Annotated in this window: 17 protein-coding genes; 14 read left to right on the top strand and 3 right to left on the bottom strand. The window is 74.0% G+C overall.

Features of this window, described 5'->3' with window-relative positions; translation table 11 throughout:
• The first annotated feature begins 26 nt into the window (after positions 1 to 26).
• Together ABT263_RS18680 and ABT263_RS18675 are read left to right on the top strand one after the other, a co-directional pair.
• Complete coding sequence (locus ABT263_RS18680; protein WP_329489192.1) at positions 27 to 461, top strand: MarR family winged helix-turn-helix transcriptional regulator; 435 nt, start codon at positions 27 to 29, stop codon at positions 459 to 461.
• 134 nt (positions 462 to 595) lie between these two features.
• On the top strand, positions 596 to 2,098 hold the full coding sequence (locus ABT263_RS18675) for an MFS transporter (protein WP_352291454.1): 1,503 nt from the start codon (positions 596 to 598) through the stop codon (positions 2,096 to 2,098).
• A gap of 48 nt (positions 2,099 to 2,146) precedes the next feature.
• Here the strand turns inward: ABT263_RS18675 and ABT263_RS18670 are convergent, their stop codons facing one another.
• Entirely contained in the window at positions 2,147 to 2,665 is a 519-nt protein-coding gene (locus ABT263_RS18670; protein WP_352291453.1) for a GNAT family N-acetyltransferase, read from the bottom strand.
• A gap of 45 nt (positions 2,666 to 2,710) precedes the next feature.
• Between ABT263_RS18670 and thpR the strand changes: the two genes are divergently transcribed.
• Positions 2,711 to 3,298: an RNA 2',3'-cyclic phosphodiesterase gene (thpR, locus tag ABT263_RS18665; RefSeq protein ID WP_352291452.1), complete on the top strand. Its 588-nt coding sequence runs from the start codon at positions 2,711 to 2,713 to the stop codon at positions 3,296 to 3,298.
• Between the two features lie 412 nt (positions 3,299 to 3,710).
• Here thpR and serC read toward each other — a convergent pair whose 3' ends face one another.
• Complete coding sequence (serC, locus tag ABT263_RS18660; RefSeq protein ID WP_329489198.1) at positions 3,711 to 4,829, bottom strand: phosphoserine transaminase; 1,119 nt, start codon at positions 4,827 to 4,829, stop codon at positions 3,711 to 3,713.
• 133 nt (positions 4,830 to 4,962) lie between these two features.
• Positions 4,963 to 6,063 (bottom strand): citrate synthase 2, encoded by a 1,101-nt coding sequence (locus ABT263_RS18655; RefSeq protein ID WP_329489199.1) that lies wholly within the window; start codon positions 6,061 to 6,063, stop codon positions 4,963 to 4,965.
• A gap of 323 nt (positions 6,064 to 6,386) precedes the next feature.
• Here ABT263_RS18655 and pdxH point away from each other — a divergent pair, with 323 nt between their 5' ends.
• The 11 genes from pdxH (at position 6,387) to fxsT (ABT263_RS18600) (ending at position 24,825) form a co-directional block, all read left to right on the top strand.
• Positions 6,387 to 7,112, top strand: coding sequence for a pyridoxamine 5'-phosphate oxidase (pdxH, locus tag ABT263_RS18650; protein WP_380382261.1), 726 nt, complete (start codon positions 6,387 to 6,389; stop codon positions 7,110 to 7,112).
• 158 nt (positions 7,113 to 7,270) lie between these two features.
• Positions 7,271 to 7,456 (top strand): FxSxx-COOH cyclophane-containing RiPP peptide, encoded by a 186-nt coding sequence (gene fxsA, locus ABT263_RS18645; protein WP_329489200.1) that lies wholly within the window; start codon positions 7,271 to 7,273, stop codon positions 7,454 to 7,456.
• A 106-nt stretch (positions 7,457 to 7,562) separates the two neighbouring features.
• The gene (locus ABT263_RS18640; RefSeq protein WP_352291451.1) at positions 7,563 to 8,900 is read left to right on the top strand and encodes a TIR-like protein FxsC; all 1,338 of its coding nucleotides are present in this window, start codon (positions 7,563 to 7,565) and stop codon (positions 8,898 to 8,900) included.
• A complete protein-coding gene (fxsT, locus tag ABT263_RS18635; RefSeq protein WP_352291450.1) occupies positions 8,890 to 12,903 on the top strand; it encodes an FxSxx-COOH system tetratricopeptide repeat protein in 4,014 nt (1,337 codons plus the stop codon). The genes ABT263_RS18640 and fxsT (ABT263_RS18635) overlap by 11 nt, the downstream gene beginning before the upstream one ends.
• A 44-nt stretch (positions 12,904 to 12,947) precedes the next feature.
• Entirely contained in the window at positions 12,948 to 14,120 is a 1,173-nt protein-coding gene (locus ABT263_RS18630; RefSeq protein WP_352291449.1) for an FxsB family cyclophane-forming radical SAM/SPASM peptide maturase, read from the top strand.
• A 3-nt stretch (positions 14,121 to 14,123) separates the two neighbouring features.
• Positions 14,124 to 15,161: an aKG-HExxH-type peptide beta-hydroxylase gene (locus ABT263_RS18625; RefSeq protein WP_352291448.1), complete on the top strand. Its 1,038-nt coding sequence runs from the start codon at positions 14,124 to 14,126 to the stop codon at positions 15,159 to 15,161.
• A 465-nt stretch (positions 15,162 to 15,626) separates the two neighbouring features.
• A complete protein-coding gene (fxsA, locus tag ABT263_RS18620; RefSeq protein WP_352291447.1) occupies positions 15,627 to 15,812 on the top strand; it encodes an FxSxx-COOH cyclophane-containing RiPP peptide in 186 nt (61 codons plus the stop codon).
• 61 nt (positions 15,813 to 15,873) lie between these two features.
• On the top strand, positions 15,874 to 18,261 hold the full coding sequence (locus ABT263_RS18615) for an FxsB family cyclophane-forming radical SAM/SPASM peptide maturase (RefSeq protein ID WP_352291446.1): 2,388 nt from the start codon (positions 15,874 to 15,876) through the stop codon (positions 18,259 to 18,261).
• A 133-nt stretch (positions 18,262 to 18,394) separates the two neighbouring features.
• Complete coding sequence (locus tag ABT263_RS18610) at positions 18,395 to 19,105, top strand: AAC(3) family N-acetyltransferase (protein WP_352291445.1); 711 nt, start codon at positions 18,395 to 18,397, stop codon at positions 19,103 to 19,105.
• 209 nt (positions 19,106 to 19,314) lie between these two features.
• Entirely contained in the window at positions 19,315 to 20,682 is a 1,368-nt protein-coding gene (locus ABT263_RS18605) for a TIR-like protein FxsC (protein ID WP_352291444.1), read from the top strand.
• A 150-nt stretch (positions 20,683 to 20,832) separates the two neighbouring features.
• Positions 20,833 to 24,825: an FxSxx-COOH system tetratricopeptide repeat protein gene (gene fxsT / locus ABT263_RS18600; RefSeq protein WP_502885817.1), complete on the top strand. Its 3,993-nt coding sequence runs from the start codon at positions 20,833 to 20,835 to the stop codon at positions 24,823 to 24,825.
• The last annotated feature ends 15 nt before the right edge of the window (positions 24,826 to 24,840 follow it).

Below are 24,840 nucleotides of genomic sequence, written 5' to 3'. Positions count from 1 at the left end.
CGAGAGTAATGACATAGACTAAGGACATGCCCGAGATGTCCGAGCAGGACCTCGCAGCCGTCAGTCAGCTGCGGTCGTCCACCATGCGCCTCTCCCGCCGCCTGCGTCACCAGCGGGTCGAGGAGTCGCTCAGCCCCACCGAGATGGGGGTGCTGGGCACCCTCGCACGCTGCGGGAAGGCCACGCCGGGTGAGCTCGCCCGGAAGGAGCACGTGCAGCCGCCCTCGATGACCAGGATCGTCGCGATGCTGGAGGAGAAGGGCCTGGTGCGGCGGGAGCCGCACCCGGAGGACCGCCGTCAGGTGGTCGTCAGCAGTACCGAACAGGCGGAGGTGATCCTCGCGGAGAGCCGCCGCCGGCGCAACGCCTGGCTCGCCGAACTCGCCGAGGGTCTCGACGAGGAGGAGTGGGCCGCCCTGCGGGCGGCCGCGCCGGTGCTCTACAAGCTCGCACACCTGTAAGACACGCTCGGGGCCCAGCCGTTCCGGTCAGCCGCCGGAGGACGAAGGAGAACCGCATCACCGCAGCACCGACCACCGAAACCAGGAGCGCGACGACCCCCTGCCGGGTCGTCGCGCCGCGAGGGGAGAGCACCGTGACACCGCCGGCCGCAGCCAGCGCCGCCATCCGCACCGACGAACCGACCACCGAACCCGCCGCGGCCACCGCCGCGGCCGCCGACGCCCAGGCACCCGCCCCGACGGGGCCGGCCGGCAACGGCGACGACGACCCCGACGAACGCACCGCGGCGGTCACCCCCGCCGCTCAGGAATCCCCGACCGGAGCCCGCTTCACCCGGCCCGGAGGGATGTTCTCCTCACTGCGCGTCCGCAACTACCGTTACTACTTCGCCGGCCAGGTGGTCTCCAACACCGGTACCTGGATGCAGCGGATCGCCCAGGACTGGCTGGTCCTCAGCCTCACCGGCAGCCCGCTCGCGGTCGGCATCACCACCGCCATGCAGTTCCTGCCGATGCTGCTGCTCGGCCTCTTCGGCGGCGTGCTCGCCGACCGGATGCCCAAGCGCCGGCTGCTGATCTACACCCAGGGCGCGATGGGCCTGCTCGCCGCGGGCCTGGCCGTGCTGACCGTCGGCGGCGTGGTGACGCCCTACTACGTGTACGCGTTCGCGCTGCTGCTCGGCCTCGTCACGGTGGTCGACAACCCGACCCGGCAGGCCTTCGTCTCCGAGATGGTCGGTCCCAAGGACCTCGCCAACGCGGTCAGCCTGAACGCCGCCAACTTCCAGACCGCCCGGCTGGTCGGCCCCGCCGTCGCGGGCCTGCTGATCGCCGCGGTCGGCAGTGGCTGGGCCTTCGCGGTGAACGCGCTCTCCTTCGCCGCCGTGATCGGCGGGCTGCTCGCCATGCGGTCGTCCGAACTGCGCCCCACCGCACCGATCGCCCGCGAGAAGGGGCAGTTGAGGGAGGGGCTGCGGTACGTCAAGGAGCGGCCCGAGCTGCTCTGGCCGATGGTGCTGGCCGGCTTCATCGGCACCTTCGGGTTCAACTTCCCGACGCTGCTCTCCGGTTTCGCCCACGACACCTTCAAGGTCGGCGCCGGGCAGTACGGCCTGCTGAACACCGCGATGGCGGTCGGTTCGCTGGCCGGCGCGCTGCTCGCGGCCCGGCGTGGCGCGCCCCGGCTGCGCCGGCTGGTCGCCGCCGCGCTGGCCTTCGGCGCGCTGGAGGTGCTGGCCGCCTTCGCGCCCGACTACTGGTCGTTCGCGCTGCTGCTGACCCTGATCGGGGTCTTCGGGCTGAGCTTCAACACCTCGGTCAACTCGATGCTCCAGCTGGGCACCGACCCCGCGATGCGGGGCCGGGTGATGGGCCTGCTGGTCCTGGTGTTCACCGGCGGCACGCCGATCGGCGCGCCGGTCGTCGGCTGGGTGACGGCCTCGTACGGGCCCCGCCTCGGGCTGCTGGCCTGCGGGGTGGTCTCGGCGCTGGCGGCCGGCACGGTCGGTCTGGTCCTGGCCCGCAGTGCGGACCTGAAGGTCCGGGTCGATCTGCATCCGGGTCGCGGCGGGCGGGTGGTGGCCTTCGTTCCGCGCACCGTCGCCCCGGCCAAGTCCGAGCTGGCACCGGCCTGCTGACGGCTCGTCACCCCGGAGCGCACCGCGTGGTGCGCCCCGGGCGCGGGGTCAGAGCCGGATCTCCAGGATCTGGCCCCGCCAGGGCCTGCCCTGGTACTCGGACTCGAAGGCCTCGGTCTCGGTGAAGCCGAGCGCCCGGTACTGCTCGACCAGACGGCGGTCCTCGCTCGCGAAGCAGTCCACCCGGAGCAGGCCGATACCGCGCCGGCGGGCCTCGTCGAGGGCGTCGGCGATCAGCGCGGCGCCGATGCCGGAGCCCTTCAGGGAGCGGTCGGTGACCAGGTTGCGGACGTACAGCTCGCGCTCGTCCACGGGGGTGGCGTAGGCGCTGGCCTGCTCGGACAGCACGCAGCAGCCGATGGTGCGGCCCTCGTCGTCCGTCGCGAGCCGGATCAGGAACGGCTCGGCGGTGTACCCGTCGATGCGGTCGATCAGGGCCGGGACGCTGCTCCAGGGCCGGTCGCCCCACTGGTCGGCGCGGCCCCGCGCGGCGAGCCAGGCCACCGCGCCGTCGAGCAGGGCGAGGATGTCGGCGGTGTCGGCGCGGTCGCCGGTACGGATCGTCATGATAAAGGTTCTCACCCCAACCGGGCGGCGGGGGAAGATGAGCCCATGAGGCTCTTTGTGGCGGTGCTGCCGCCGGTCGAGGCGTTGCAGGGGCTCGCCGACGCGGTCGCCCCGGTGCGGGCCCTGCCGGGGGCGGACCGGCTGCGCTGGACGGCCGTCGAGGGCTGGCACCTGACCCTGGCCTTCCTCGGCGAGGTGCCGGTGGAGCGGCTGCCGGAGCTGGAGGCCGGGCTGGCGGCGGTGGCCGGGGTGCACGGGGCGCACCGGCTGCGGCTCGCGGGCGCCGGGCGGTTCGGCGACCGGGTGCTCTGGGCCGGAGTGGAAGGCCAGGCGTGGGCGCTGCGGCGGCTCGCCGAGGCCGTGTACGAGGCCACCGCGGAGGTGGCCGGTGAGGTCGACGCGTTCACCTTCCACCCGCATCTCACCCTCGCCCGGGCCGGCTCCTCCCGGGGGCACCGGCGGGCGGCGCAGCGGGGGGCGGTGGCCGAGCTGGAGGCGCTGGAGTCGGCGCTCGGCGGGTACCGCGGGCCGGAGTGGGAGGCCGCGGAGCTGCACCTGATGAAGAGCGAGCTCGACGGCGGCTTCGCGCACTACGAGACGGTCGCCTCCTGGCCGCTGGCCCGCTGGAGCTGAGGCGCGCCCGGGGGCCGCTCAGAGCCCGGTGGGGCATCGCCGCGGGAGCGGGGCCCCCGGGCGGGACGGCGCGCCGGTCGCCGTACGCGGCCCCGGGCCGGGTCGGCGCGGCGGCCGACGTGGCCTTCCCGGCCTCCGACGGCGCCCGCCGGTTCACCGGACGCGGCCCGGACGCCACCGGCGGAGCCACCCTCGGGGTCCGGCCGCCGACGGGTCGCGGGTACGCTCGATGACCGTGGATCCCAAGACTCGCATGCGTATCGTGACCGGCGCCCTGGTGCTGCTGCTGGTGGTCGTCCTGATCAGCTCGCTCGTCAACAGGTAGCGCGAACAAACGGAAGGGCCACCGCCCGCAGGCGGTGGCCCTCACGCGTGTGCCGGCCCGCTCAGGGCCGTGCGACCGTGCCGGTGCTCAGAGCTGCTCGACCACGTAGTCGATGCAGGCGGTGAGCGCCTCGACGTCCGCCGGCTCGATGGCCGGGAACATCGCGACGCGCAGCTGGTTGCGGCCGAGCTTGCGGTACGGCTCGGTGTCGACGATGCCGTTGGCACGCAGTGCCTTGGCGACGGCGGAGGCGTCCACCGCGTCGTCGAAGTCGATCGTGCCGACCACCTGGGAGCGCTCCGCCGGGTTCGCCACGAACGGGGTGGCGAACGACGACTTCTCGGCCCAGCCGTACAGCCGGGAGGAGGAGTCGGCCGTCCGGGCGACCGCCCAGTCCAGGCCGCCGTTGCCGTTCAGCCAGTCCAGCTGGTCGGCCAGCAGGAACAGGGTGGAGATCGCCGGGGTGTTGTACGTCTGGTCCTTCGACGAGTTGTCGATGGCCGTCGGCAGGTCGAAGAACGGCGGGATGTAGCGGCCGGAGCCGGCGATCTCGGCGGCGCGCTCCAGGGCGGCCGGGGAGAACGTCGCCAGCCAGAGGCCGCCCTCGGCGGCGAAGGACTTCTGCGGCGCGAAGTAGTAGACATCGGTCTCGGTGATGTCGACCGGCAGGCCGCCGGCGCCCGAGGTGGCGTCCACCAGGACCAGCGAGCCCTCGTCCGCCCCGGCCGGGCGCCCGATCGGCATCGCGACGCCGGTGGAGGTCTCGTTGTGGGTGAGCGCGTAGACGTCCACGCCCGCCTCGGCGACCGGCAGCGGGTGGGTGCCCGGGGCGGTCTTGATCACGGTCGGCTCGCCCAGCCAGGGCGCCGCCTTGACCGAGGAGGCGAACTTGGAGGAGAACTCGCCGAAGTCGAGGTGCTGGGACTTCTCCCGCACCAGGCCGAAGGCCGCGATGTCCCAGAAGGCGGTGGAGCCACCGTTGCCGAGAACCACCTCGTACCCCTCGGGGAGGGAGAAGAGGCTGCTCACGCCCTCGCGCACGCGCTTGACCAGGTTCTTCACCGGGGCCTGGCGGTGCGAGGTGCCGAGCAGGGAGGTCTCGGTGGCGGCGAGGGCACTCAGGGCCTCGGGGCGCACCTTGGACGGGCCGCAGCCGAAACGGCCGTCTGCGGGCTTGATGTCAGCGGGGATCTGGATCTGAGCCACGGGCGGCAGCCTACCGGCCGCGATTGCGGAAGTGTTACGGCAGTCCGCCCGCTGAGATGCGATCTTCACGGCTGCGAGCTGCGGAAACAGCGGGTCCGACGGAGCGTCGGACCCGCTGCTCACCAGTGGTTTCTCAGTGCGCGATGGCCTCGAAGCCCTCGATGTCGCGCGGGCTGCGCGGGGCGGGGCCGATGTAGCGCGCGGCGGGGCGGACGAGCCGGCCCGTGCGCTTCTGCTCCAGGATGTGCGCCGACCAGCCGGCGGTGCGCGCACAGGTGAACATCGAGGTGAACATGTGCGCCGGGACCTCGGCGAAGTCCAGCATGATGGCGGCCCAGAACTCGACGTTGGTGGCCAGCACGCGGTCGGGGCGGCGGTTGTGCAGCTCCTCCAGCGCGGCCTTCTCCAGCGCCTCGGCGACCTCGAAGCGCGGCGCGCCGAGCTCCTTGGCGGTGCGGCGCAGCACGCGGGCGCGCGGGTCCTCGGCGCGGTAGACGCGGTGGCCGAAGCCCATCAGGCGCTCGCCCTTGTCCAGCGCGTTCTTCACCCACGCCTTGGCGTCGCCGGTGCGCTCGATCTCCTCGATCATGCCGAGCACCCGGGACGGCGCGCCGCCGTGCAGCGGGCCGGACATCGCGCCGACGGCGCCGGAGAGCGCGGCCGCGACGTCGGCGCCGGTGGAGGCGATGACGCGGGCGGTGAAGGTGGAGGCGTTCATCCCGTGCTCGGCGGCGGACGTCCAGTAGGCGTCGATGGCCTTGACGTGCTTCGGGTCCGGCTCGCCGCGCCAGCGGATCATGAAGCGCTCGACGACCGTCTCGGCCTTGTCGATCTCGCTCTGCGGGACCATCGGCAGGCCCTGGCCGCGGGCGGACTGCGCCACGTACGAGAGGGCCATCACGGCCGCCCGGGCGAGGTCGTCACGGGCCTGCTCGGCGGAGATGTCGAGCAGCGGCTTGAGGCCCCAGACCGGGGCGAGCATGGCGAGGGCGGACTGCACGTCCACCCGGATGTCGCCGGAGTGGACCGGGATCGGGAAGGGCTCGGCGGCCGGCAGGCCGGGGTTGAACTTGCCGTCCACCAGCAGGCCCCAGACGTGGCCGAAGGAGACGTGGCCGACCAGGTCGTCGATGTCGACTCCGCGGTACCGCAGGGCGCCGCCTTCACGGTCGGGTTCGGCGATCTCGCTCTCGAAAGCGACGACTCCCTCAAGCCCGGGTACGAAGTCGGACATGCGACGGCTCCTTCAGCTCTGTGATCGGCGGGCCGCCGTGGTGGGGCGGTACGCCAGTGACCGAATGGTGTTTGGCACTCGGTGCCAGCCTGACAGGCACGGGGTGCATTGCGCCATACACCACGGTGGTGATGTTTCCCGCAGGACCGCTCGACCTTCACCTGAGGGCCGGTCGCGCCCGGCGATTCTCCGGAATCAATCATCGGTTTCCGGACAATTGCCTGTAGCTCGGACGGCCGAGCGGTGGCGAGACACCTTATCTCCCACGGGGGTTTGTCCGGAGGTAGCGGTGCCGGTTGCTTGTCGTACGGGATGATGTTGACGTGCAGACCCCGGAACGCGCCCAGTCGACGCCCCCGAGCCCCGCCTCCCGGATCCTGGCCGAGGAGGCCCGGCCCGGGCCGGACCTCACCGTGATGCGCAAGCACTACACCCACGAGGGCCTGGTCGAGGGGCAGCTCGCGGCCGACCCGGTCACCCAGTTCACCCGCTGGTTCCACGAGGCGGACGACGCCGGCGTGGTGGAACCCAACGCGATGGTGCTCTCCACCGCCGACGCCGGGGGGCGGCCGAGCTCGCGCACGGTGCTGCTGAAGGGCTTCGACCGGCGCGGCTTCGTGTTCTTCACCAACTACGGCTCCCGCAAGGGCACCGAGCTGGCCGTCAACCCGCAGGCGGCCCTGCTCTTCCCCTGGGTGGCGCTGGCCCGCCAGGTGATCGTGCAGGGCCGGGTGGAGAAGGTCGGCCGGGACGAGACCGCCGCCTACTTCCGCACCCGACCGCACGGCTCCCAGCTCGGCGCCTGGGCCAGCGAGCAGTCCAGCCCGGTCGGCAGCCGCGAGGTGCTGGAGCAGCGGTACGCGGAGCTGGAGCGCCGCTACCCGGAGGGCGAGGGGGTGCCGGTCCCGCCGTTCTGGGGCGGGTACCGGGTGGTCCCGGAGAGCGTGGAGTTCTGGCAGGGCCGGGAGAACCGGCTGCACGACCGGCTCCGCTTCCTCGCCGACCCGTCGGAGCCGACCGGCTGGCGGGTCGAGCGGCTCTGCCCCTGACCGCCGGGGGCGGGCCGCCCCGGCCGGGAAAGGGCCTGGCGCGGCGGCGCAGCAGAGCTGATGACCCGTCATGCGCGGGTGTAGTATGCGCGTCGCGGACCGGGTCGACTCCCCGGGGCCACCAGCCCGCTGGGCCGAGCAGATCGAGTGAGGGACTGATGGGCGTCACCGGTGCGGGAACCGCCGTTGGACTCGGCTCTGACCTCGTCGACGTCACCGCCCTGCCGCTGGACGAGATCGACGCCCTGCCCGACACCGTCCTCGGCGACCTGCTGCGCCGGGTGGTCGCGGACGTCCTGGCCCCCGGCGCGGAGCCGGTCGCGGCCTTCCAGTCGTCCCTGTAGTCCCGGAGCCACGAGCTTCGCCGACTCCCGGGCGCGACCGCGGAGTTCGCGACATGCTGGGGAGGACAGCAGCGCAGTCGCGGCACCGTCGGGCCCGGGGGGATCAGTGCGGCCGTACTTCTTCTTCAGTTACGCCCGGCGGGACTACGAGGCCGGGGACGCCTTCGTCGACCAGTTCTTCAACGACCTGCGGGACGAGCTCGGCCGGATCGAGCCCGCCGCCGGCGCCGAGGAGCTCGCCTACCGCGACACCGAGCGGCTGCGCCTGGGCGACAACTGGGAGCAGCAGCTCGCCCAGATGCTGGCCCGCTGCCGGGCCATGGTCGCGCTCTACTCCCCGGCCTACTTCGCCAGCCTCTACTGCGGCAAGGAGTGGACGGCGTTCCGCGGGCGGGTCCGCCGGCACGAGGAGCTGGCCGGCGAGGTCGTCCCGGCCCTGATCCCGGTGCTCTGGGAGACCCTGCCGGGGGAGCTGCCGGACGAGGTGCGGAAGATCCAGTTCGTCCAGCAGGGCATGGGCGACGCCTACGCCCGTTCGGGCCTGCGCGACCTGCTGCGCACCGACCCGCTCGGCCCCGACTACCGGCGGGTGGTCCGGGTGGTCGCCGAGCGGATCCGGGACGCGGCCGCCCGGCGGCTGGGCGAGCTGCCCGAGTTCGACCTCGGCGCCGTCCGCGGCTACTTCCCGGTGGTGCCGTCGATGCGGCCGGCGCCCACCGCCGGGATGGTCCGGCTGTTCATCGCGGCCGGCCGCTCCTCCGACGCCGCCGCCGCCGAGGCGGGCGGCTCGTCCCGCGGCGGCTGGTACGGGGCCAAGCCGTGGCAGTGGGCGCCCTACCACCCGCCGACGCAGCCGTCGCTGGCGGTCCGCGCCCAGCAGGTGATCACCTCCGCCGGGCACACCACCACCCTGGAGGAGGTCGGGCCCGGCCTCGGCGAGAAGCTCGACCGGGCCCGGGAGGACAACCAGGTCAGCGTGCTGCTGGTGGACCCGTGGATGGCCGGCGGCGAGGTCTACCGGCCGGCGCTGCGCGAGTACGACGACCAGAACCACCCGGTCACCGGCGTGATGGTGCCGGCCGGTACGGACGACCCGCCGGCCGGGCCGGAGCGCGACGCGCTGTGGACCGGCGTGCGCAGCGTGTTCCGCCGCAACTGGTTGCGCCGGAGCGACCTGGAGCACTTGTTCCGCGTCGCGGTGGGCCGGGAGAGCTTTGACACGGACCTCACCATCATGGTGACGGTTGCTCAGAACAAGCTCATGGACGACAACTTCGATTGGGGGGACGATGTCGACGGCGCCGCCTTCGGCTTCGGCCCCGACGGCGAGGACGCCGCCCCGGCGATGCCCGGGCTGGCCATTCCGGCCGGGCCGCCAGGACCGCGCCGCAGCCCGGACGGCGCGGCGGTGCCGTCGAGGAGGGAACAGGACGATGTTCACTGAGCCCGGAACTGACCCGGAGCGGACCGGACCGGGGTCGGTCGTCACCTTCTACTCGTTCAAGGGCGGCACCGGCCGGACCATGGCCCTGGCCAACGTCGGCTGGATCCTGGCCAGCCGCGGCCTGCGCGTCCTGGTGGTCGACTGGGACCTGGAGGCGCCCGGCCTGCACCGCTACTACCACCCGCTGCTGGTCGACCCCGAACTGCACGCCACCGACGGCCTGATCGACCTGCTGCGGGCGTACGTCAAGCAGGCGCTGCCCACCGCCGCCGGTCCGGGCGGGCTCGCCCCCGCCGACTGGCTGGACGAACCGGGCCGGCTGGGCGGCTACATCTGCGGCCTGGCGCTCGACCTGCCGCCCGGCGGCCGCCTCGACTTCCTGCCGGCCGGGCGGCAGAACGCCGCCTACCCCGCCGCCGTCACCAGCTTCAACTGGCGCAGTTTCTACCACGGCCGGGACATCCGGGGCGGCGAGTTCCTGCGCGAACTGCGCGACCGCTGGGCCCGGGCCTACGACTACGTGCTGATCGACAGCCGCACCGGGGTCAGCGACACCTCGGGCATCTGCACCGTCCTGATGCCCGACTCCGTCGTCGACTGCTTCACCTTCAGCGCTCAGAACATCCGCGGCGGCGTGGACGCGGCCCGTACCATCGCCGAGGCCGAGGAGCGGGCCATCCGCGTCCTGCCGGTGCCGATGCGGGTCGAGGACGCCGAGCAGGAGCGGCTCGAAGCGGGCCGGGACTACGCCCGCGAGGCGTTCGCGCCCTACCTCGGCCGCTGGCTGGGGGCCGAGCGGCGGGCCGCCTACTGGAGCGACGTCGAAGTCCCGTACAAGCCCTTCTACGCCTACGAGGAGGTGCCCGCCACCGTCGCCGACCGGCCGCAGGAGGCGCGCAGCCTGCTCAACGCCTTCGAACGGCTGGCCGGGTGGATCACCGACGGCCGGGTCCGCACGCTGCGCCCGCTCACCGGGGACGCCCGCCGCCGGCTGTACGGCGCCTACCTGCGCTCCACCCGCACCATGCCCCGCCAGGTCTTCGTCAGCTACGCCCCCGAGGACCGGATGTGGGCCGAGTGGGCCGCCGCCACCCTCACCGGCTTCGGCTACCAGACCTCCCTGCACAACGCCGCCGAGCCCTACCCCGGCGGCCGTCCGCCGGAGGCCGCCGGGCCGCTGGACGGCCAGGGCCGGCTGCTCGCGCTGCTCTCGCCCGAGTACACCGCGCTGCCCCGCGCGGCCGAGGCCTGGCAGCTCCTCAGCGGGCGCGAACTGAGCTCCGGCTCGCCGGCCCTGGTGGCGCTGCGGCTGCAGGACTCGGACGAGCCGGTGCCCCGCCCGTTCGTCGGCCCGGCCGTCCCCGACCTGGTCCGCTCCTCGGCGGTGCTCGCCGAGTCCCAGCTGTACAGCGAACTCGGGCCGCCGCCGGGCAGCAGCAGCCGGCCGGACGGGGACAGCGGGGAGCACGCCGCCCCCTCGCGCTTCCCCGGCACCGCGCCCAAGATCCAGGAGGCGCCCTCGCGCAACGCCTCCTTCACCGGGCGCGGCCGGCTGCTGGAACTGCTCCGCAACCGCTTCACCGGCGGCCCCGGCGCGGTGCTCAGCCAGGTGCTCTACGGCTTCGGCGGCGCCGGCAAGTCGCAGATCGCCGCCGAGTACGCGCACCGCTTCAAGGCCGCCTACGACGTGATCTGGTGGGTGCCCGCCGAGGAGCCCGCCAACATCCCGCAGAAGCTCGCCGAACTCGCCCCCCGGATCGGCGTGCAGAGCAGCGACGACGTCGCCCACACCGCCGTCGCGGTGCTGGACGCGCTGCGACGCGGCGAGCCGTACCGCCGCTGGCTGCTGGTCTACGACAACGCCGGCACCCCCGAGGAGCTGGCGCCCTGGCTGCCGGCCGGCTCCTCCGGCGGGCACGTGCTGATCACCTCGCGCAACCAGGGCTGGTCCAAGCACGCCGGCCTGGTCGAGGTCGACGTCTTCACCCGGGAGGAGAGCGTCCGGCTGCTGCGCCGCTTCAACGGCGGCCTCGCCCCGGACGACGCCGACCAGGTCGCGCACCGGCTCGGCGACCTGCCGCTCGCCGTCGGCCAGGCCGCGGTCTGGCTGCAGGAGACCTCGATGCCGATCGCCACCTACCTGGAACTGCTCGACGAAGAGCTCACCGAGATGCTGGAGCGCACCCGGCTGCGCACCGCCGAGTACCCGCACTCGGCCGCCGCCACCTGGCGGATCTCGGTCGAGGAGCTGCGCCGGATGAACGCCCCCGCCGCCCAGATCCTGGAGATCTGCGCGTTCTTCGGGCCCGACGCCATCCCGATGCGGCTGCTCTACAGCCGGGCCGTCACCCACGCGCTGCGGCTGCCGCCGCGCGCGCCCCGCGACAAGCTGGCGATCGGCGAGTTCCTGCGCGCCATCAACCGGTTCGGCCTGGCCCGCACCGACCAGGGCAGCGAGACCATCACCGTCCACCGGCTGGTCCAGGCCGTCCTGCGGGACCAGGTCGACGAGGAGCAGCGGACCGGGCTGCGGGCGGTGGTGCACGCCGCCCTCGCCACCGCGAACCCCGGTGACCCGGACATCCCCGCGAACTGGCCGCAGTACGCCGAACTCCTGCCGCACCTGTGGCCCTCCGGCGCGGCCGGCAGCGGTGACGAGGACGTCCGGCAGTGGATCATCGACTCGGTCCGCTACCAGTGGAAGCGCAGCCTGCACGAGTCCGGCCGCGACCTCGCCGAGCGCACCCTGGAGATCTGGCGCCAGGAGGACTACGGCGGCGCCGGCTTCGACGCCGAGAACGACGCCCAGACCCTGATGCTGCGCACCCAGCTCAGCAACATCCGCCGCTCCCAGGGCGCCCTGCACGAGGCGTACGCGATGGACCAGGACATCCTGGACCGCTTCACCGCCACGCTCGGCCCCGAGCACTCGCACACCCTCGCCGTCGCCAACAGCCTCGGCGCCGACCTGCGGTTCCTCGGCCGGTACGAGGAGGCCAGGGCGCGCGACCGCAGGACCCTGGACGCGGCCCGCCGAACCCTCGGCCCGGACCACCCGCGCACCCTCATGATCACCAACAACCTGGCGGTCTCCGACTACCTCGCCGGCGACCGCCGGGCCGCCCTGGAGCGCCACCGCAGCAACTACCTCCAGCAGCGCGACGCGCTCGGGGCGCACAGCCTCTACGCGCTGTCCTCCGCCTCCAACTACGCCCGCGACCTGCGCGAGACCGGGCGGCTGCGGGAGGCCCTGGACCTGCTGGAGGAGACCGTCCGGATCTACCAGCAGACCATCGGCGACGGCCACACCGACACCCTGCGCGCCCGCAAGAACCTCGCCGTGGCGCTGCGCCGGGCCGGCCGGTACAACGAGGCGCTGGAGATCGACGAGGACATCTACCAGCGCTACCTGGACATCAACGGCGCCGAGCACCCCGACACCCTGGCGGCCGCCACCAACCTGGCCAGCGACCTCAGCGCGCTCGGCGACACCGACCGGGCCATCCAGCTCGCCGAGCGCGCCCTCGCCCGCTACCGGGACTACCTGGGCGAGGACCACCCGGTCACGCTGGCCGGGGCCAACAACCTCTCCGTCTACCTGCGGCTGGCCGGCCGGACGGCGGAGGCGCGGGAGCTGTCCGGGCGCACCCTGGCGCAGTTCCGGGCCGTCCTCGGCGACCAGCACCTGTACATACCGATCGCGATGATGAACCACGCCAACGACCTCGTCCTGTCCGGGGAGCCGGCGGCCGCGCTGGCCTTCGAGGAGCAGGCGGCGCCACTGATGGCCGAGACCCTCGGGCCGGACCACTACGACTCGATCGGGGTCAACTCCAACCTGGCGCTGTCGCTGGCCGCGGCGGGGGAGGGCGAGCGCGCGGCCCAGCTGCGCGGCGACTGCGTCCGCCGGGCCCGGCAGACGCTCGGCGAGGAGCATCCGACCACGGTGGCGGTCAAGGCGGGGCTGCGGCTGGACTCCGACATCGAGCCGCCTTCGGTGTGAACTCCACCGCGGCGGCCGGTCCGCGGCGGGCTAGGCTCGCGGGCATGGTGCCGTTCCGCCAGTTCCTGCTCAAGGTCCACAGCCGGTGCAACCTGGCCTGCGACTACTGCTACATGTACGAGGCGGCGGACCAGAGTTGGCGCCGGCGGCCGCGCCGGATGGAGCTGGCGACGGTCCGCCGGGTGGCCCGGCGGATCGCCGAGCACGCGGCGGGGTGCGGGCTCGACGAGGTCGGGGTGATCCTGCACGGCGGTGAGCCGCTGCTCGTCGGGGCCGGCCATCTGGACGCGCTGCTGGCGGAGTTGGCCGGTGTCGCGCCGAGGGTGCGGTTCAGCCTGCAGACCAACGGACTGCGGCTGCTGGACGAGCCGGCGCTGCTGGAGGTGCTGCACCGGCACCGGGTCGCCGTCGGGGTGTCGCTGGACGGCGCCGCTCCCGACCACGACCGGCACCGGCGGCTGCCGTCCGGCGGCGGCAGCTGGGAGCGGACGGCCGGGGCGCTGCGGCTGCTGGGGTCGGACCGGCACCGGGAGCTGTTCGCCGGGCTGCTCTGCGTGGTGGACCTCGCCGCCGATCCGGTCGCCACCTACGAGGCGCTGCTGGAGTTCGCGCCGCCGCGCGTCGATCTGCTGCTGCCGCACGGGACCTGGGCGGCCCAGCCGGCCGGGGTGCGGCGGTCGCTGCCGACCCGCCCGCCCTCGGGCGAGGACGCGGCGCCGTACGGGGAGTGGCTGATCGCCGCCTTCGACCGCTGGTACGGCGCCCCGCGGCGGGAGACCGGGGTACGGCTCTTCGAGGAGCTGGCGGTGCTGCTGCTCGGCGGCCGCGCGGCCAGCGAGGCGGTCGGGCTGGCCCCCGTGGACCTCGTGGTGGTCGAGACGGACGGCACGATCGAACAGGCCGACAGCCTCAAGGTGGTGGCCGACGGCGCCGCCGGGACGGGGCTGGACGTGTTCCGGCACGGTTTCGGCGAGGCCGCCGCCCACCCGGCGTTCCGGGGCCGCCAGCGCGGCCTCGCCGGGCTCGGGCCGGTCTGCGCGGCCTGCCCGCTGGTCCGCGTGTGCGGAGGCGGCCTGTACGCGCACCGCTACCCCGGGCCGGACGCCGGGGGCGGCTTCGCTCACCCGTCCGTGTACTGCGCGGACCTGGACCGGCTGATCCGCCACATCGCGGGGAGGCTGCGGGCGGACACGGCCGCTGCGACGCGAGGAGGATGACCGGTGGCGGGTACGGGTGGGCGGACGACGGACGGACTGCCCCGGCACGGGGTGGACCGGGCGACCTTCCGGGCGATCGCGGCCGCGCGCGGCGGACCGGAGGCCGTCCGGCTGCTGCGCGCCGGACAGCTGAGCAAACGCGCGCTGCTGCTCCTGGCCCTGCGGCGGGCGGCGCCCGAGGACACCGCCTACCAGGCGGCCTACGCCGAGCTCCGGGCGTCGCAACGGGCCGACCGGGCGCGGTGGGAGGAGGTGCTGTTGCGGCCGGAGCTGGACGCCTGGGCGGCCGACCGGCTGCGCGCCCGCGCGGCGGGTGAGACCGTCCGCCTGGACGGGCTGGCGGAGTTCCTCCGGTCCGCGCCGGGCGAACCGCTCCGGCTGGAGTGCGACGGGCTGCGGTGGACGCCGGCGCTCGACCACGCCGGGCCGCGCCGGGTGGACTACGGACGGCCGCCGGCCGGGCCGCTCGACGAGCGGGAACTCGCCCACTGGGGAACCGAACTGGCCCTCGCCTGGCAGGTCCTGGTGCGCCGCCACCGGCCGTACGCGGAGGCCGTCGCGGCCTGCGTCACCACGATCGTCCCGCTGCGCCCGGCCCCGGGCGGCGAGGCGGTCAGCGCCGCCGCCCGCCGGGCGTTCGGCGCGGTGGCGGCCTCGCGGCCGGGGGATCCGGTGCTGCTCGCGCTCGCCCTGGCGCACGAGTTCCTGCACCTCCAACTCGGCGCGCTGCTCGACCTCGTGCCGCTGCACCACCCCAACGGCGCCGCCGTCCACCACGCTCCCTGGCGCCCCGACCCCCGCCCGGTCGGCGCCCTGCTGCAGGGCACCTACGCGCACCTCGGGGTGGTGGACTTCTGGTGCGCCGAGCTGGCCGCCGGCGCGGGGGACACGCGCCGCGCCGCCGGGGAGTTCACCCGGTGGCGCGGCCACGCCCTGACCGCGGGTGCCACCCTGCTGGACAGCGCGGAGCTCACCGGGCACGGCCGCGAGTTCACCGAGGAACTCGTGCGCACCGTACGCGAATTGGACGGTCCTCGATAGCGTGCGGGCCGCCCGCGCCACGGCGGGCACCGACCTGCCGCGCGGTAGTGATGATTTCCGTAAGAATGAACGGGAGAAATGTCATTGACGAACGCTCAGGCGTGCGGCCGACCCGTCGCGGACTCTCCCGGGAGCCGTGCCCCGCGTGGGCCGCGCCGGGGCCTACCGGGGTCCGGGCCGCGGGCGACCCGCCGGGCGCGCCGGTGGACGGGGGCGGTGAGGAACCGGGGCCGCCGAGTCGCCGCAAGGGCCGAGGGAACGCTTCGGCGCGCGCCACGGCGAAGTGCGCGACCGCCGGACGGGTGAATTCTTGAGGCTCCGGGCGCCGCCACAGGGCGTCGACCGGGCGTGGAGACCAACTTGAGACCGCAAGGTGCCGCGCGGACGTCGCGCTGGCACTACATTGGTCGCAATCGGGTGGCTTACCCACCCCCGGCAGGTCCTAACCGCGCCTAAGGAACGAATATGACACCGGTAATCAGCACCAGGCCAGACACCGAGCTGACGGCCCCCCAGGACCTGGACCGAGGCCCCTCGCTCGCCGCACTCGCCGCCCTCGGCGCGGAGGAGCTCGCCGCCCGACTGCAGCGCGCCCTGCCCGGCGCGGAAGCCGGTCGCGTCGCGGTCGCCGCCTTCAATTCCTCGATCTGACCGGTCCGGGAATGCCGGACCGGATTTCCGTCCGACCGGGCCCGAATTCACCAGAGCTACGATGAAGCGAATTCCGCTGCCTTTCTCGCAATTCGTGGTCAAGGTGCACAGCCGCTGCGACCTCGCCTGCGACCACTGCTATGTCTACGAGCACGCGGACACCAGTTGGCGCACCCGGCCGAAGGTCATCGGCGACGAGGTCCTGGCCAAGGCCGCCGAACGGATCGGCGCGCACGCGGCCGCGCACCGGCTGCCCGGCGTCCGGGTCGTCCTGCACGGGGGAGAACCCCTGCTCGCCGGCCCGGACCGGCTGCGCGGGGTGGCCGAGGCGCTCCGGGCGGCGCTCCCGCCCGGGTGCGCCCTCGACCTGCGCATCCACACCAACGGCGTCCTGCTGAACCGTGAGTTCTGCTCCCTGTTCGCCGAGTTGGGCGTCGGGGTGGGCATCTCGCTGGACGGCGACCGGGCCGCCAACGACCGGCACCGCCGGTTCGCCGACGGGCGCAGCAGCCACCCCCAGGTGCTGCGGGCCGTGGCACTGCTGCGCGAACCGGAGTTCCAGCACCTCTTCGCCGGGCTGCTCTGCACCATCGACGTCGAGAACGACCCGGTGGCCGTGTACCGCGCGCTGGCCGAACTCCAGCCCCCCGCGGTCGACTTCCTGCTGCCGCACGCCACCTGGGACGATCCGCCGAAACGCCCCGCCGGCCGGGGCGAGCACCCGTACGCCGACTGGCTGCTCGCCGTGCACGACCACTGGGAGGCCGACGGGCGGCGTTTCGCCGTCCGCACCTTCGAGTCGGTGCACCGGACGCTGCGCGGGTTCACCAGCCTCACCGAGTCGCTCGGCCTGGAGCCGTCCGACCTGGTCGTGCTGGAGACCGACGGCACCTTCGAGCAGGTCGACAGCCTCAAGACCGCGTTCGACGGCGCCCCCGCGACCGGCTTCGACGTGTTCGCGCACAGCCTCGACGACGTCGCCCGGCACCCCGGCATCGTCGCCCGCCAGTCCGGCCTGGCCGGGCTCGCCGCCACCTGCCGCGGCTGTCCCGTCGTGCGCACCTGCGGAGGCGGCCTGTACGCCCACCGCTATCGGGGCCACGATGGTGGCGGCGGCTTCGACAACCCCTCCATCTACTGCGGGGACCTCATGACGCTCATCAACGGCATCACGGCGCGGAGCGGGCCGGTCGCCCTGCCGGCCCAGGTCGCCGCACCGGTCGTGCCGGCGGCGCTCGCCCCGGCGCAGCTCGACGAACTCGCCCGCGGATACGGCGGCGCGGACACCGTGCGCGCGCTGGGCCGCTCCCAGCTCGCCCTCACCCGGGCGATGCTGGCCGCCGCCTGGGACGCCTCGGGCCAGGGGCGTCCGGAGGCGTGGGCGCTGCTGTCCGAGCTGGACGCCGCCGCTCCGGCCGCCGTCGACACCGTGCTCGCCCACCCGTACGCCCGCGCCTGGGCCGCCCGGCAGCTGGCCGGCGACCTGGGGACCGGGCTGGGCCCGCTGGCGGGCCTGGCCGCCGCCGCGGCGGTGCGGGCCGGGCGGGGCGACGCCGTCGCCGTACCGGTGCGCGGCGGGTGGCTGCACCTGCCGACGCTCGGGCGGATCGCCCTCCCCGACGGGGAGGCGGTCGTCACCGGCCGGGCCGACGGGTTCACCGTCCGGGCGGCCGACGGGTCGGTGCGCACGGCCCTGGACGAGCCGCTGCGGCGGATCCGGCTGGCCGGGGGGTGGACCGTCGCGCTGGAGGACGTCGACCCGCTGCGCGACAGCCACGACCACGCCGTGGCGGAACGGCTGCCGGACGCCGAACTGCTCCACTGGACCGGTGCGCTGCGCGAGGCCTGGGAGCTGCTCGGGCACGACCTGCCGGGGTACGCGGACGGCATCCGGGTGGGGCTGACGGCGGTCACCCCGCTGCGCCCGGGCCCGGCCGGGCGGGACGTCAGTTCGGCCGCCCGGCAGGCGTTCGGAGTGGTCGGCATCGCCCGGCCCGCCACCGCGCCGACCCTCGCCCTGCTGCTCGCGCACGAGTTCCAGCACGTGAAGCTCGGCGCGGTGCTGGACCTGCTGGACCTGTACGACCGGAACGACGACACGCTGTACCTCGCCCCCTGGCGGCCCGACCCGAGGCCGCTCGAAGGGCTGCTCCAGGGCACCTACGCCCATCTGGCCGTCACCGAGTACTGGGGCACCCGCACGCTCGCGTACGACGGCCTGCCCGGTGAGGCCGCCGACCGGGCGCGGCTGCAGTTCGCGCTCTGGCGGCAGTACACCGCGGAGGCGGTCGAACGGCTGGCCGGGTCCGGCTCGCTGACCGCGCTCGGCCTGCGCTTCGCGGACGGCATGCGGGCGACGGTCGCCCCCTGGCTCGCGGTGGCGCTGCCCGACGCCGCCGAGCGGGCGGCCCGGCTGGCCCGGGAGGAGCGCGCGATGGCCGGCGGCTGAGCCTCCCCCCACCCGCGTCCACCGTCCGCCGCCCTCACCCCGGGGAGCCGTCATCCTCACCGAACTCCGTGCCCTCACCGAGGCCCGGCTGACCGAGCACGTCACGGCCCTCGGGGTCCGCCCCGGCGCGGTCGTGCACGTCCAGGCGTCGCTGCGGTCGCTCGGCCCGGTGGCGGGCGGGGCCGCGGCGGTGGTGGCGGCGCTGCTGGCGGCGGTCGGCGACCGCGGCACCCTGGTCGGGTACACGGCCACCCCCGAGAACTCGGCCACCTCCCGCATCCACGCCACCGCCACCGCCGGCCTCTCGCCCGCCGAGGTCGCCGCCTACCGCGCCCTGATGCCGCCCTTCGACCCGGCCACCACCCCCTGCTCCCCGACCATGGGAGCCCTCTCGGAGGCGATCCGCACCCACCGGGGCGCCCACCGCAGCCACCACCCCCAGACCTCCTGGGCCGCCATCGGCCGGCACGCCCGGCGGATCACCGAACGGCACCCGTACGACTGCCACCTGGGCCCGGACTCCCCGCTCGGCCGGCTCTACGACCTCGACGCCCGGGTGCTGATGCTGGGCGTCCCGATGGCCAACTTCACCGCCTTCCACCTGGCGGACCTGCGGATGCCCGACGTCCCGCTGCGCGAGTACCGCTGCCGCGGTGCGGAGGGCTGGATCTCCTTCAAGGCCCCCGAGCTCGACGACCTCCACTTCGGTGCGCTGGGCGCACAGGTCCTCCGCGAGGCCGAGGGCGTGACCGCGGGCGAGATCGGCGGCGCGCCGTGCCGCCTCGTCCCGGTCCGCGAGGCCGTCGACCTCGCCGAGCGGATCCTCCGCCGCTCCCGCGCCTGAGCGGCGGCGCCGACCGCCGGGCACCGACCGCCGGGCGCGCCCGGCGCCGCCCCCGGGCCGGGCCGCCGTCGCACCCGGTTCGTTTCGGTCATGTCAATTCGTGCGGGGCGAGGTGCTATTCCATTAGTCCCGCAGTCGTTCCTACACTGAAGCCCCGCGTACGGGGACTCGCGGTAAAGAGGTTGCCGGCGGGCCAGGGGGAGGCGCGTGTGAACGACCATGGCTGGGACGAGGACGCCGCCCGGCCGTACTTCTTCCTCAGTTACGCCCACACCCCGAGATCGGGGGCACGCGGTGCGGGGGACCCCAACCACTGGGTGCGGCAGCTGTACCGGGACCTCTGCGAGGCGGTGCTCCAGCTCACCACGGTGCCGGCGGGAGTCCCGGTCGGTTTCATGGACGAGTCCATGCACCAGGGGGAGTTGTGGGCCGAGCGGCTCTCCGAGGAGCTGGCCACCTGCCGGGTCTTCGTGCCGCTGTACTCGCCGCGCTACTTCAACAGCGTGCCGTGCGGCCAGGAGTGGCACTCCTTCACCCGCCGCCCGGTGTACCCGGCGAACCTCGACTCGGAGCGGACCAGCGGGATCGTCCCGGTGCTCTGGGCGCCGATGAGCCGCTACCGCCTGCCCCGGGTGGCGAGCGAACTCCAGTTCAACCACACCAGTTTCGGGCCGGACTACGCCACCGAGGGCCTGTACGCGCTGATGAAGCTCACCTACTTCCGCTCCGCCTACGAGCTCGCCGTGCACCGGCTGGCCCGGCGGATCGTGGAGGTGGCGGAGGAGACGGTGATCCCGGTCGGGCGCCGGCTGGACTTCAACTCCCTGCCCAGCGCGTTCGACGTCACCGCGCCCACCAAGCAGCTGCGGATCTCCGTGCTCTCCTACCACCGGGGCGAGCTGCCGGGCGACCGCAACCCCGACTACTACGGCGCCAAGCGGACCGACTGGCACCCCTACCGGCCCGCCGCCACCCGCCCGCTCGCCGAGCACGCCGTCCGCCTCGCCCGGCAGCTGGGGTTCCAGGCCACCGTGCACGAGTTCGACGACGAGGCCGAGGCGATCATCGCGGGCAGTGAACCCAGCGCCCCCGGCCTGCTGCTGCTGGACCGCTGGGCGCTCCAGGACGAGCGGCGGCGCGAGCTGGTCCGCCGCTTCGACCGCTCGGACTCCACCTGGGTGAGCGTCCTGGAGCCGTGGAACCAGGACGACCCGGACTGCGTGGAGCGGCACCGGGAGATGGGCGAACTCAGCGACCAGATACTGCGGATCACCCACCGGTCGGCCCGGCCGAGCTTCCTCGGCGCCGTCGGCGGGACCCCCGGGCTGGGCAGTCTGGAGGAGTTCGACGACGCGCTGCCGCGGGCCGCGATGAAGGCCAAGTACGCGTTCGAGGGCCGGACCAGGACCGAGCCCGACGAACCGGCACCACCGCGGCCCAATCTGCGCGACGCCTTCCGCCACGGCCGCGGCCGGGACGGGCCGGGCCCCGCTCCCTTCGGCGACGACGACCACTCAGCCAGCGACTTAGGCGACCGCCCGGACCACGGGACGCCGCCCGGGGGAGGAATCACATGAGCGAGCGCAGCGAGCGAATCATCGGGGGCGGCGCGTCTCGCGAGGCGGTCGTCGAGTGCGGCGGGGTGGGCGTATGAGCGAGCGCAGCGAGCGAATCATCGGGGGCGGCGCGTCTCGCGAAGCGACCGCCGAGGGCAGCGAGGTGGGCGCATGAGCGAGAACCGCACCAGGAACCTCCGCATCGGCGGCCTGACCGCGGCCGAACTCGCCGCCCAGCGCGAGGCGGAGCAGGACCGGCAGGGCCGGGTCATCACCTTCTACTCCTACAAGGGCGGGACCGGGCGCACCATGGCGCTCGCCAACACCGCCTGGATCCTGGCGGCCAACGGCTTCCGGGTGCTCACCGTGGACTGGGACCTGGAGGCGCCGGGCCTGGCCAAGTTCTTCCACCCGTTCCTCGATCCGGCGGTGCTGGCCGGCACCACCGGGATGATGGACCTGATCGCCGAGTACCGGGAGGAGGCGCTGCGGCCGGTCGAGCACGAGGAGGGCTGGCACCTCGACTTCGCCCGGGTGCACCCGCACGCGCTCTCGCTGTCCTGGCCGCTGTTCCCCGGCGGCGGGAGCCTGGACTTCCTCTCCGCCGGCCAGTTCAACCGGGACTACTCCGAGGCCGTCACCCACCTGGACTGGGACATCTTCTACGACCGCTTCGACGGCGGGCAGTTCTTCGACGCGCTCAAGGCCGACATGAGCAAGCGCTACGACTACGTACTGATCGACTCCCGTACCGGCCTGTCCGACATCGCCGAGATCTGCACCGTCCAGATGCCCGACGACCTGGTGGTCTGCTTCACCCTGAGCGACCAGTCCATCGACGGCGCCTCCCGGATCGCCCAGCACATCCACGACCGCTACCGCGAGCGCGGCATCCGGATCCTGCCGGTGCCGATGCGCATCGACGAGGGCGAGAAGGAGAAGGCGGACGCCGGCCGGGCGCTGGCCCGGATCCGCTTCGACGGCCTGCCGGCCGGTCTGTCCGGCGAGGAACTGGCCCACTACTGGGGCTCGGTGGAGATCCCGTACCGGCCGTTCTACGCCTACGAGGAGATCCTGGCGACCTTCGGTGACCAGGGCGGTACCCAGACCTCGATGCTGGCCGCCTGCGAACGGCTGACCGGCGAGATCACCAACGGCCGGGTCACCTCGCTGCCGACGGTCGACGAGGAGGTCCGGCTGCGCTACGTCGACGCCTTCACCCGGCGCCGCCCGTCCGTCCCGGCCGACCTCTACCTCTCCTACGTCCCCGAGGACCGGATGTGGGCGGACTGGATCGAGTCGGTGCTGACCCGGGCCGGCTTCCGGGTGCTGCCCCGGGACCTCAGCGCCGGCTCCGACCCGCGCCAGGAGACCGAGCGCGGCATCGACGCCGCCTACCGCACGGTCGCCGTGCTCTCGCCCGCCTACCAGCGCTCTCCGCAGGCCCGTGCGCTCTGGGAGTCGGTGGTCAGCTCCGATCCGTCCGGCACCCGGCGCCAGCTCGTCCCGGTCCGGGTCGGCGACGTCCGGCTCACGGCGCCGTTCAGCAACCGCAACCCGGTCGACCTGGTCGGCCGGGACGAGACGCAGTCCGTGCAGACGCTGCTGCGCGCCCTCGGCCGGGCCGACGTGCCGCTCGCCGAGACCACCGGGACGGGCCCGCGCTTCCCCGGCAGCAAGCCGCAGGTCTGGGACGTGCCGCCGCGCAACCCCTCCTTCACCGGGCGGGCCGCCGTCCTGGAGCAGCTGCGCAACCAGCTGCGCGGCGGGATGGCCGCCGTGCTGCCCACCCCGCAGACGCTGTACGGGCTCGGCGGCGTCGGCAAGACCCAGGTGGCGCTGGAGTACGCGCACCGCTTCATGTCCGACTACGACCTGGTCTGGTGGATCGACGCGGAGCAGACCGAGCTGGTCGCCCCGGCGCTGGCCGACCTGGCCCGCCGGCTAGGTCTGCGGGTCGGCGACTCGGTGACCGAGGCCGCCGAGGCGGCCCGGGAGGCGCTGCGCCGCGGGGTGCCCACCGCGCGCTGGCTGCTGATCTTCGACAACGCCGACGAACCCGCCGAGATCCGCCGGTTCTTCCCCGGCGGCTCCGGCCACATCCTGGTCACCTCCCGCAACCAGGCCTGGTCCGGGCACGCGGAGGCGCTGGAGGTGGACGTCTTCACCCGCGGCGAGAGCGTCGAGCACCTCTGCCGCCGCGCCCGCGGGCTCTCCCGCTCGGACGCCGACCGGGTGGCCGAGGCGGTCGGCGACCTGCCGCTGGCCGTCGAGGTCGCCGCCGCCTGGCTGGACACCACCGGCACGCCGGTGGACACCTACGTCGCCCAGCTCCAGGCCGAGGCCGCCCGCGCGCTGGCGGGCGCCCGTCCGGCCGACTACCCGACGCCGGTCGGCGCGACCTGGAACGTCTCGATCGCCCGGCTGCGCACGCAGTCCCCGGCGGCGGTCCGGCTGCTCCAGCTCTGCGCGTTCTTCGCGCCGGAGCCGATCTCGATGAACCTGTTCTACAGCGACCAGATGATCCGCGCGCTGGTGCAGTACGACGCCGACCTCAGCGACAAGTTCATGCTGGGCAAGGTGATCCAGGCGATCGGCCGGTACGCGCTCGCCAAGGTCGACGCCGGCACCAACAGCTTCCAGGTGCACCGGCTGGTCCAGGCGGTGATCCGGGCCGAGATGACCGAGGACGAGCAGGAGGTCGCCGTCCACGAGGTGCACCGCATCCTGACCGGCGCCCGGCCCGTCCTCGGGGACACCGACGACCCGGCCAACTGGCCGGCCTTCGACGAGATCTGGCCGCACCTGTCACCCTCCAGGGCGCACAACTGCGACGAGGCGGACACCCGGCAGCTGCTCATCGACCGCGTCCGCTACCTGTGGAAGCGCGGCGAGCTGGACCGCGCCCGGGACCTCGGCCACGCGCTGGACGCGGAGTGGACCGGCAAGCTCGGCGAGGACGACCGGCAGACCCTGCTGCTGCGCTTCCAGCTCGCCAACGTGCTCCGCTCGCAGGGCAACTACGCCGACGCCCTGGCGCTGGACGAGTCCACCCTGGAGCGCCAGCGGGCCCTGCTGGGCGAGCACCACCCCTACACCCTGATGACCGCGGGCTCGCTCGGCGCCGACCGCCGGGCCCTCGGCCGGTTCCAGGAGGCGCTCGACCTGGACCGCGAGATCCTGGACCAGTTCCGGGAGCTGTTCGGCGACGACAACCCGCGCACCCTCTCGATGGCGAACAACCTGGCCATCGACTACCGGCTGGTCGGGGACAGCGAGGCCGCCCGCGAACTCGACCAGGAGACCCTGGACCGGCGCACCGCGGTGCTCGGCCCGCGCCACCCCTACACCCTCTCCACCAAGTCCAACCTCGCCCGGGACCTGCGCGAACTCGGCGACTACCGGGGCTCGGTGGAGCTGCTCCAGGAGGTCACCAACGACCTCGGCGACGTGCTGGACCCGGACCTCCCGGAGAACCTGCGCAACGCCAAGTCGCTGGCCGTCTCGCTGCGCCGGACCGGTCAGCTGGCCGAGGCCCGGCGGATCACCAAGGAGACCTACGAGCGCTACCTGGAGCGGTACGGCGCCGACGCGCCCGACGCGCTGGCCTGCGCGCTCAACCTGGCCGCCGACCACAGCGCCTCCGGCGACAAGGAGGCCGCCCGCGACCTCTGCACCACCGTGTACGAGGGCCACCGCCGGCTCTTCGGCGAGGAGCACCCGTTCACCCTGGCCTGCGCCAACAACCTCGGCATCTACCTGCGGGGCAGCGGCGACGTCCCGGGGGCCATCGAGCGCGGCCGGGACACCGTGGACGGGCTCACCCGCTCGGTCGGCCCGGAGCACCCGTACACCCTCAACGCGATGATCAACCTGGCCAACGCCCACGGGGACGCCGGCCAGGTCGGACTCGCCGAGGAGCTGGGCCGCCGGGCCTACGCCGGACTGTGCGAGCGCTACTCGCCCCGCCACCCGGACGCGGTGGCCTGCGAGGCCAACCTGGCCGTCACCCTGCGGGCCGCCGGCCGGCACGGCCAGGCCGCCGACCTGCGCGCCCGGGCGATCGCCGAGCTGATCCGCCAGTTCGGCGAGGAACACCCCAACACCGTCGCGGCCCGCGGCTGGAAGCGGATCAACCGGGACCTGGAACCGCAGCCGGTGTGACCGGAGCGCTGCTCG

The organism is Kitasatospora sp. NPDC001603, assembly GCF_040298365.1.
GTDB lineage: Bacteria > Actinomycetota > Actinomycetes > Streptomycetales > Streptomycetaceae > Kitasatospora.
This window is presented reverse-complemented; position numbering and strand designations above follow the sequence as displayed.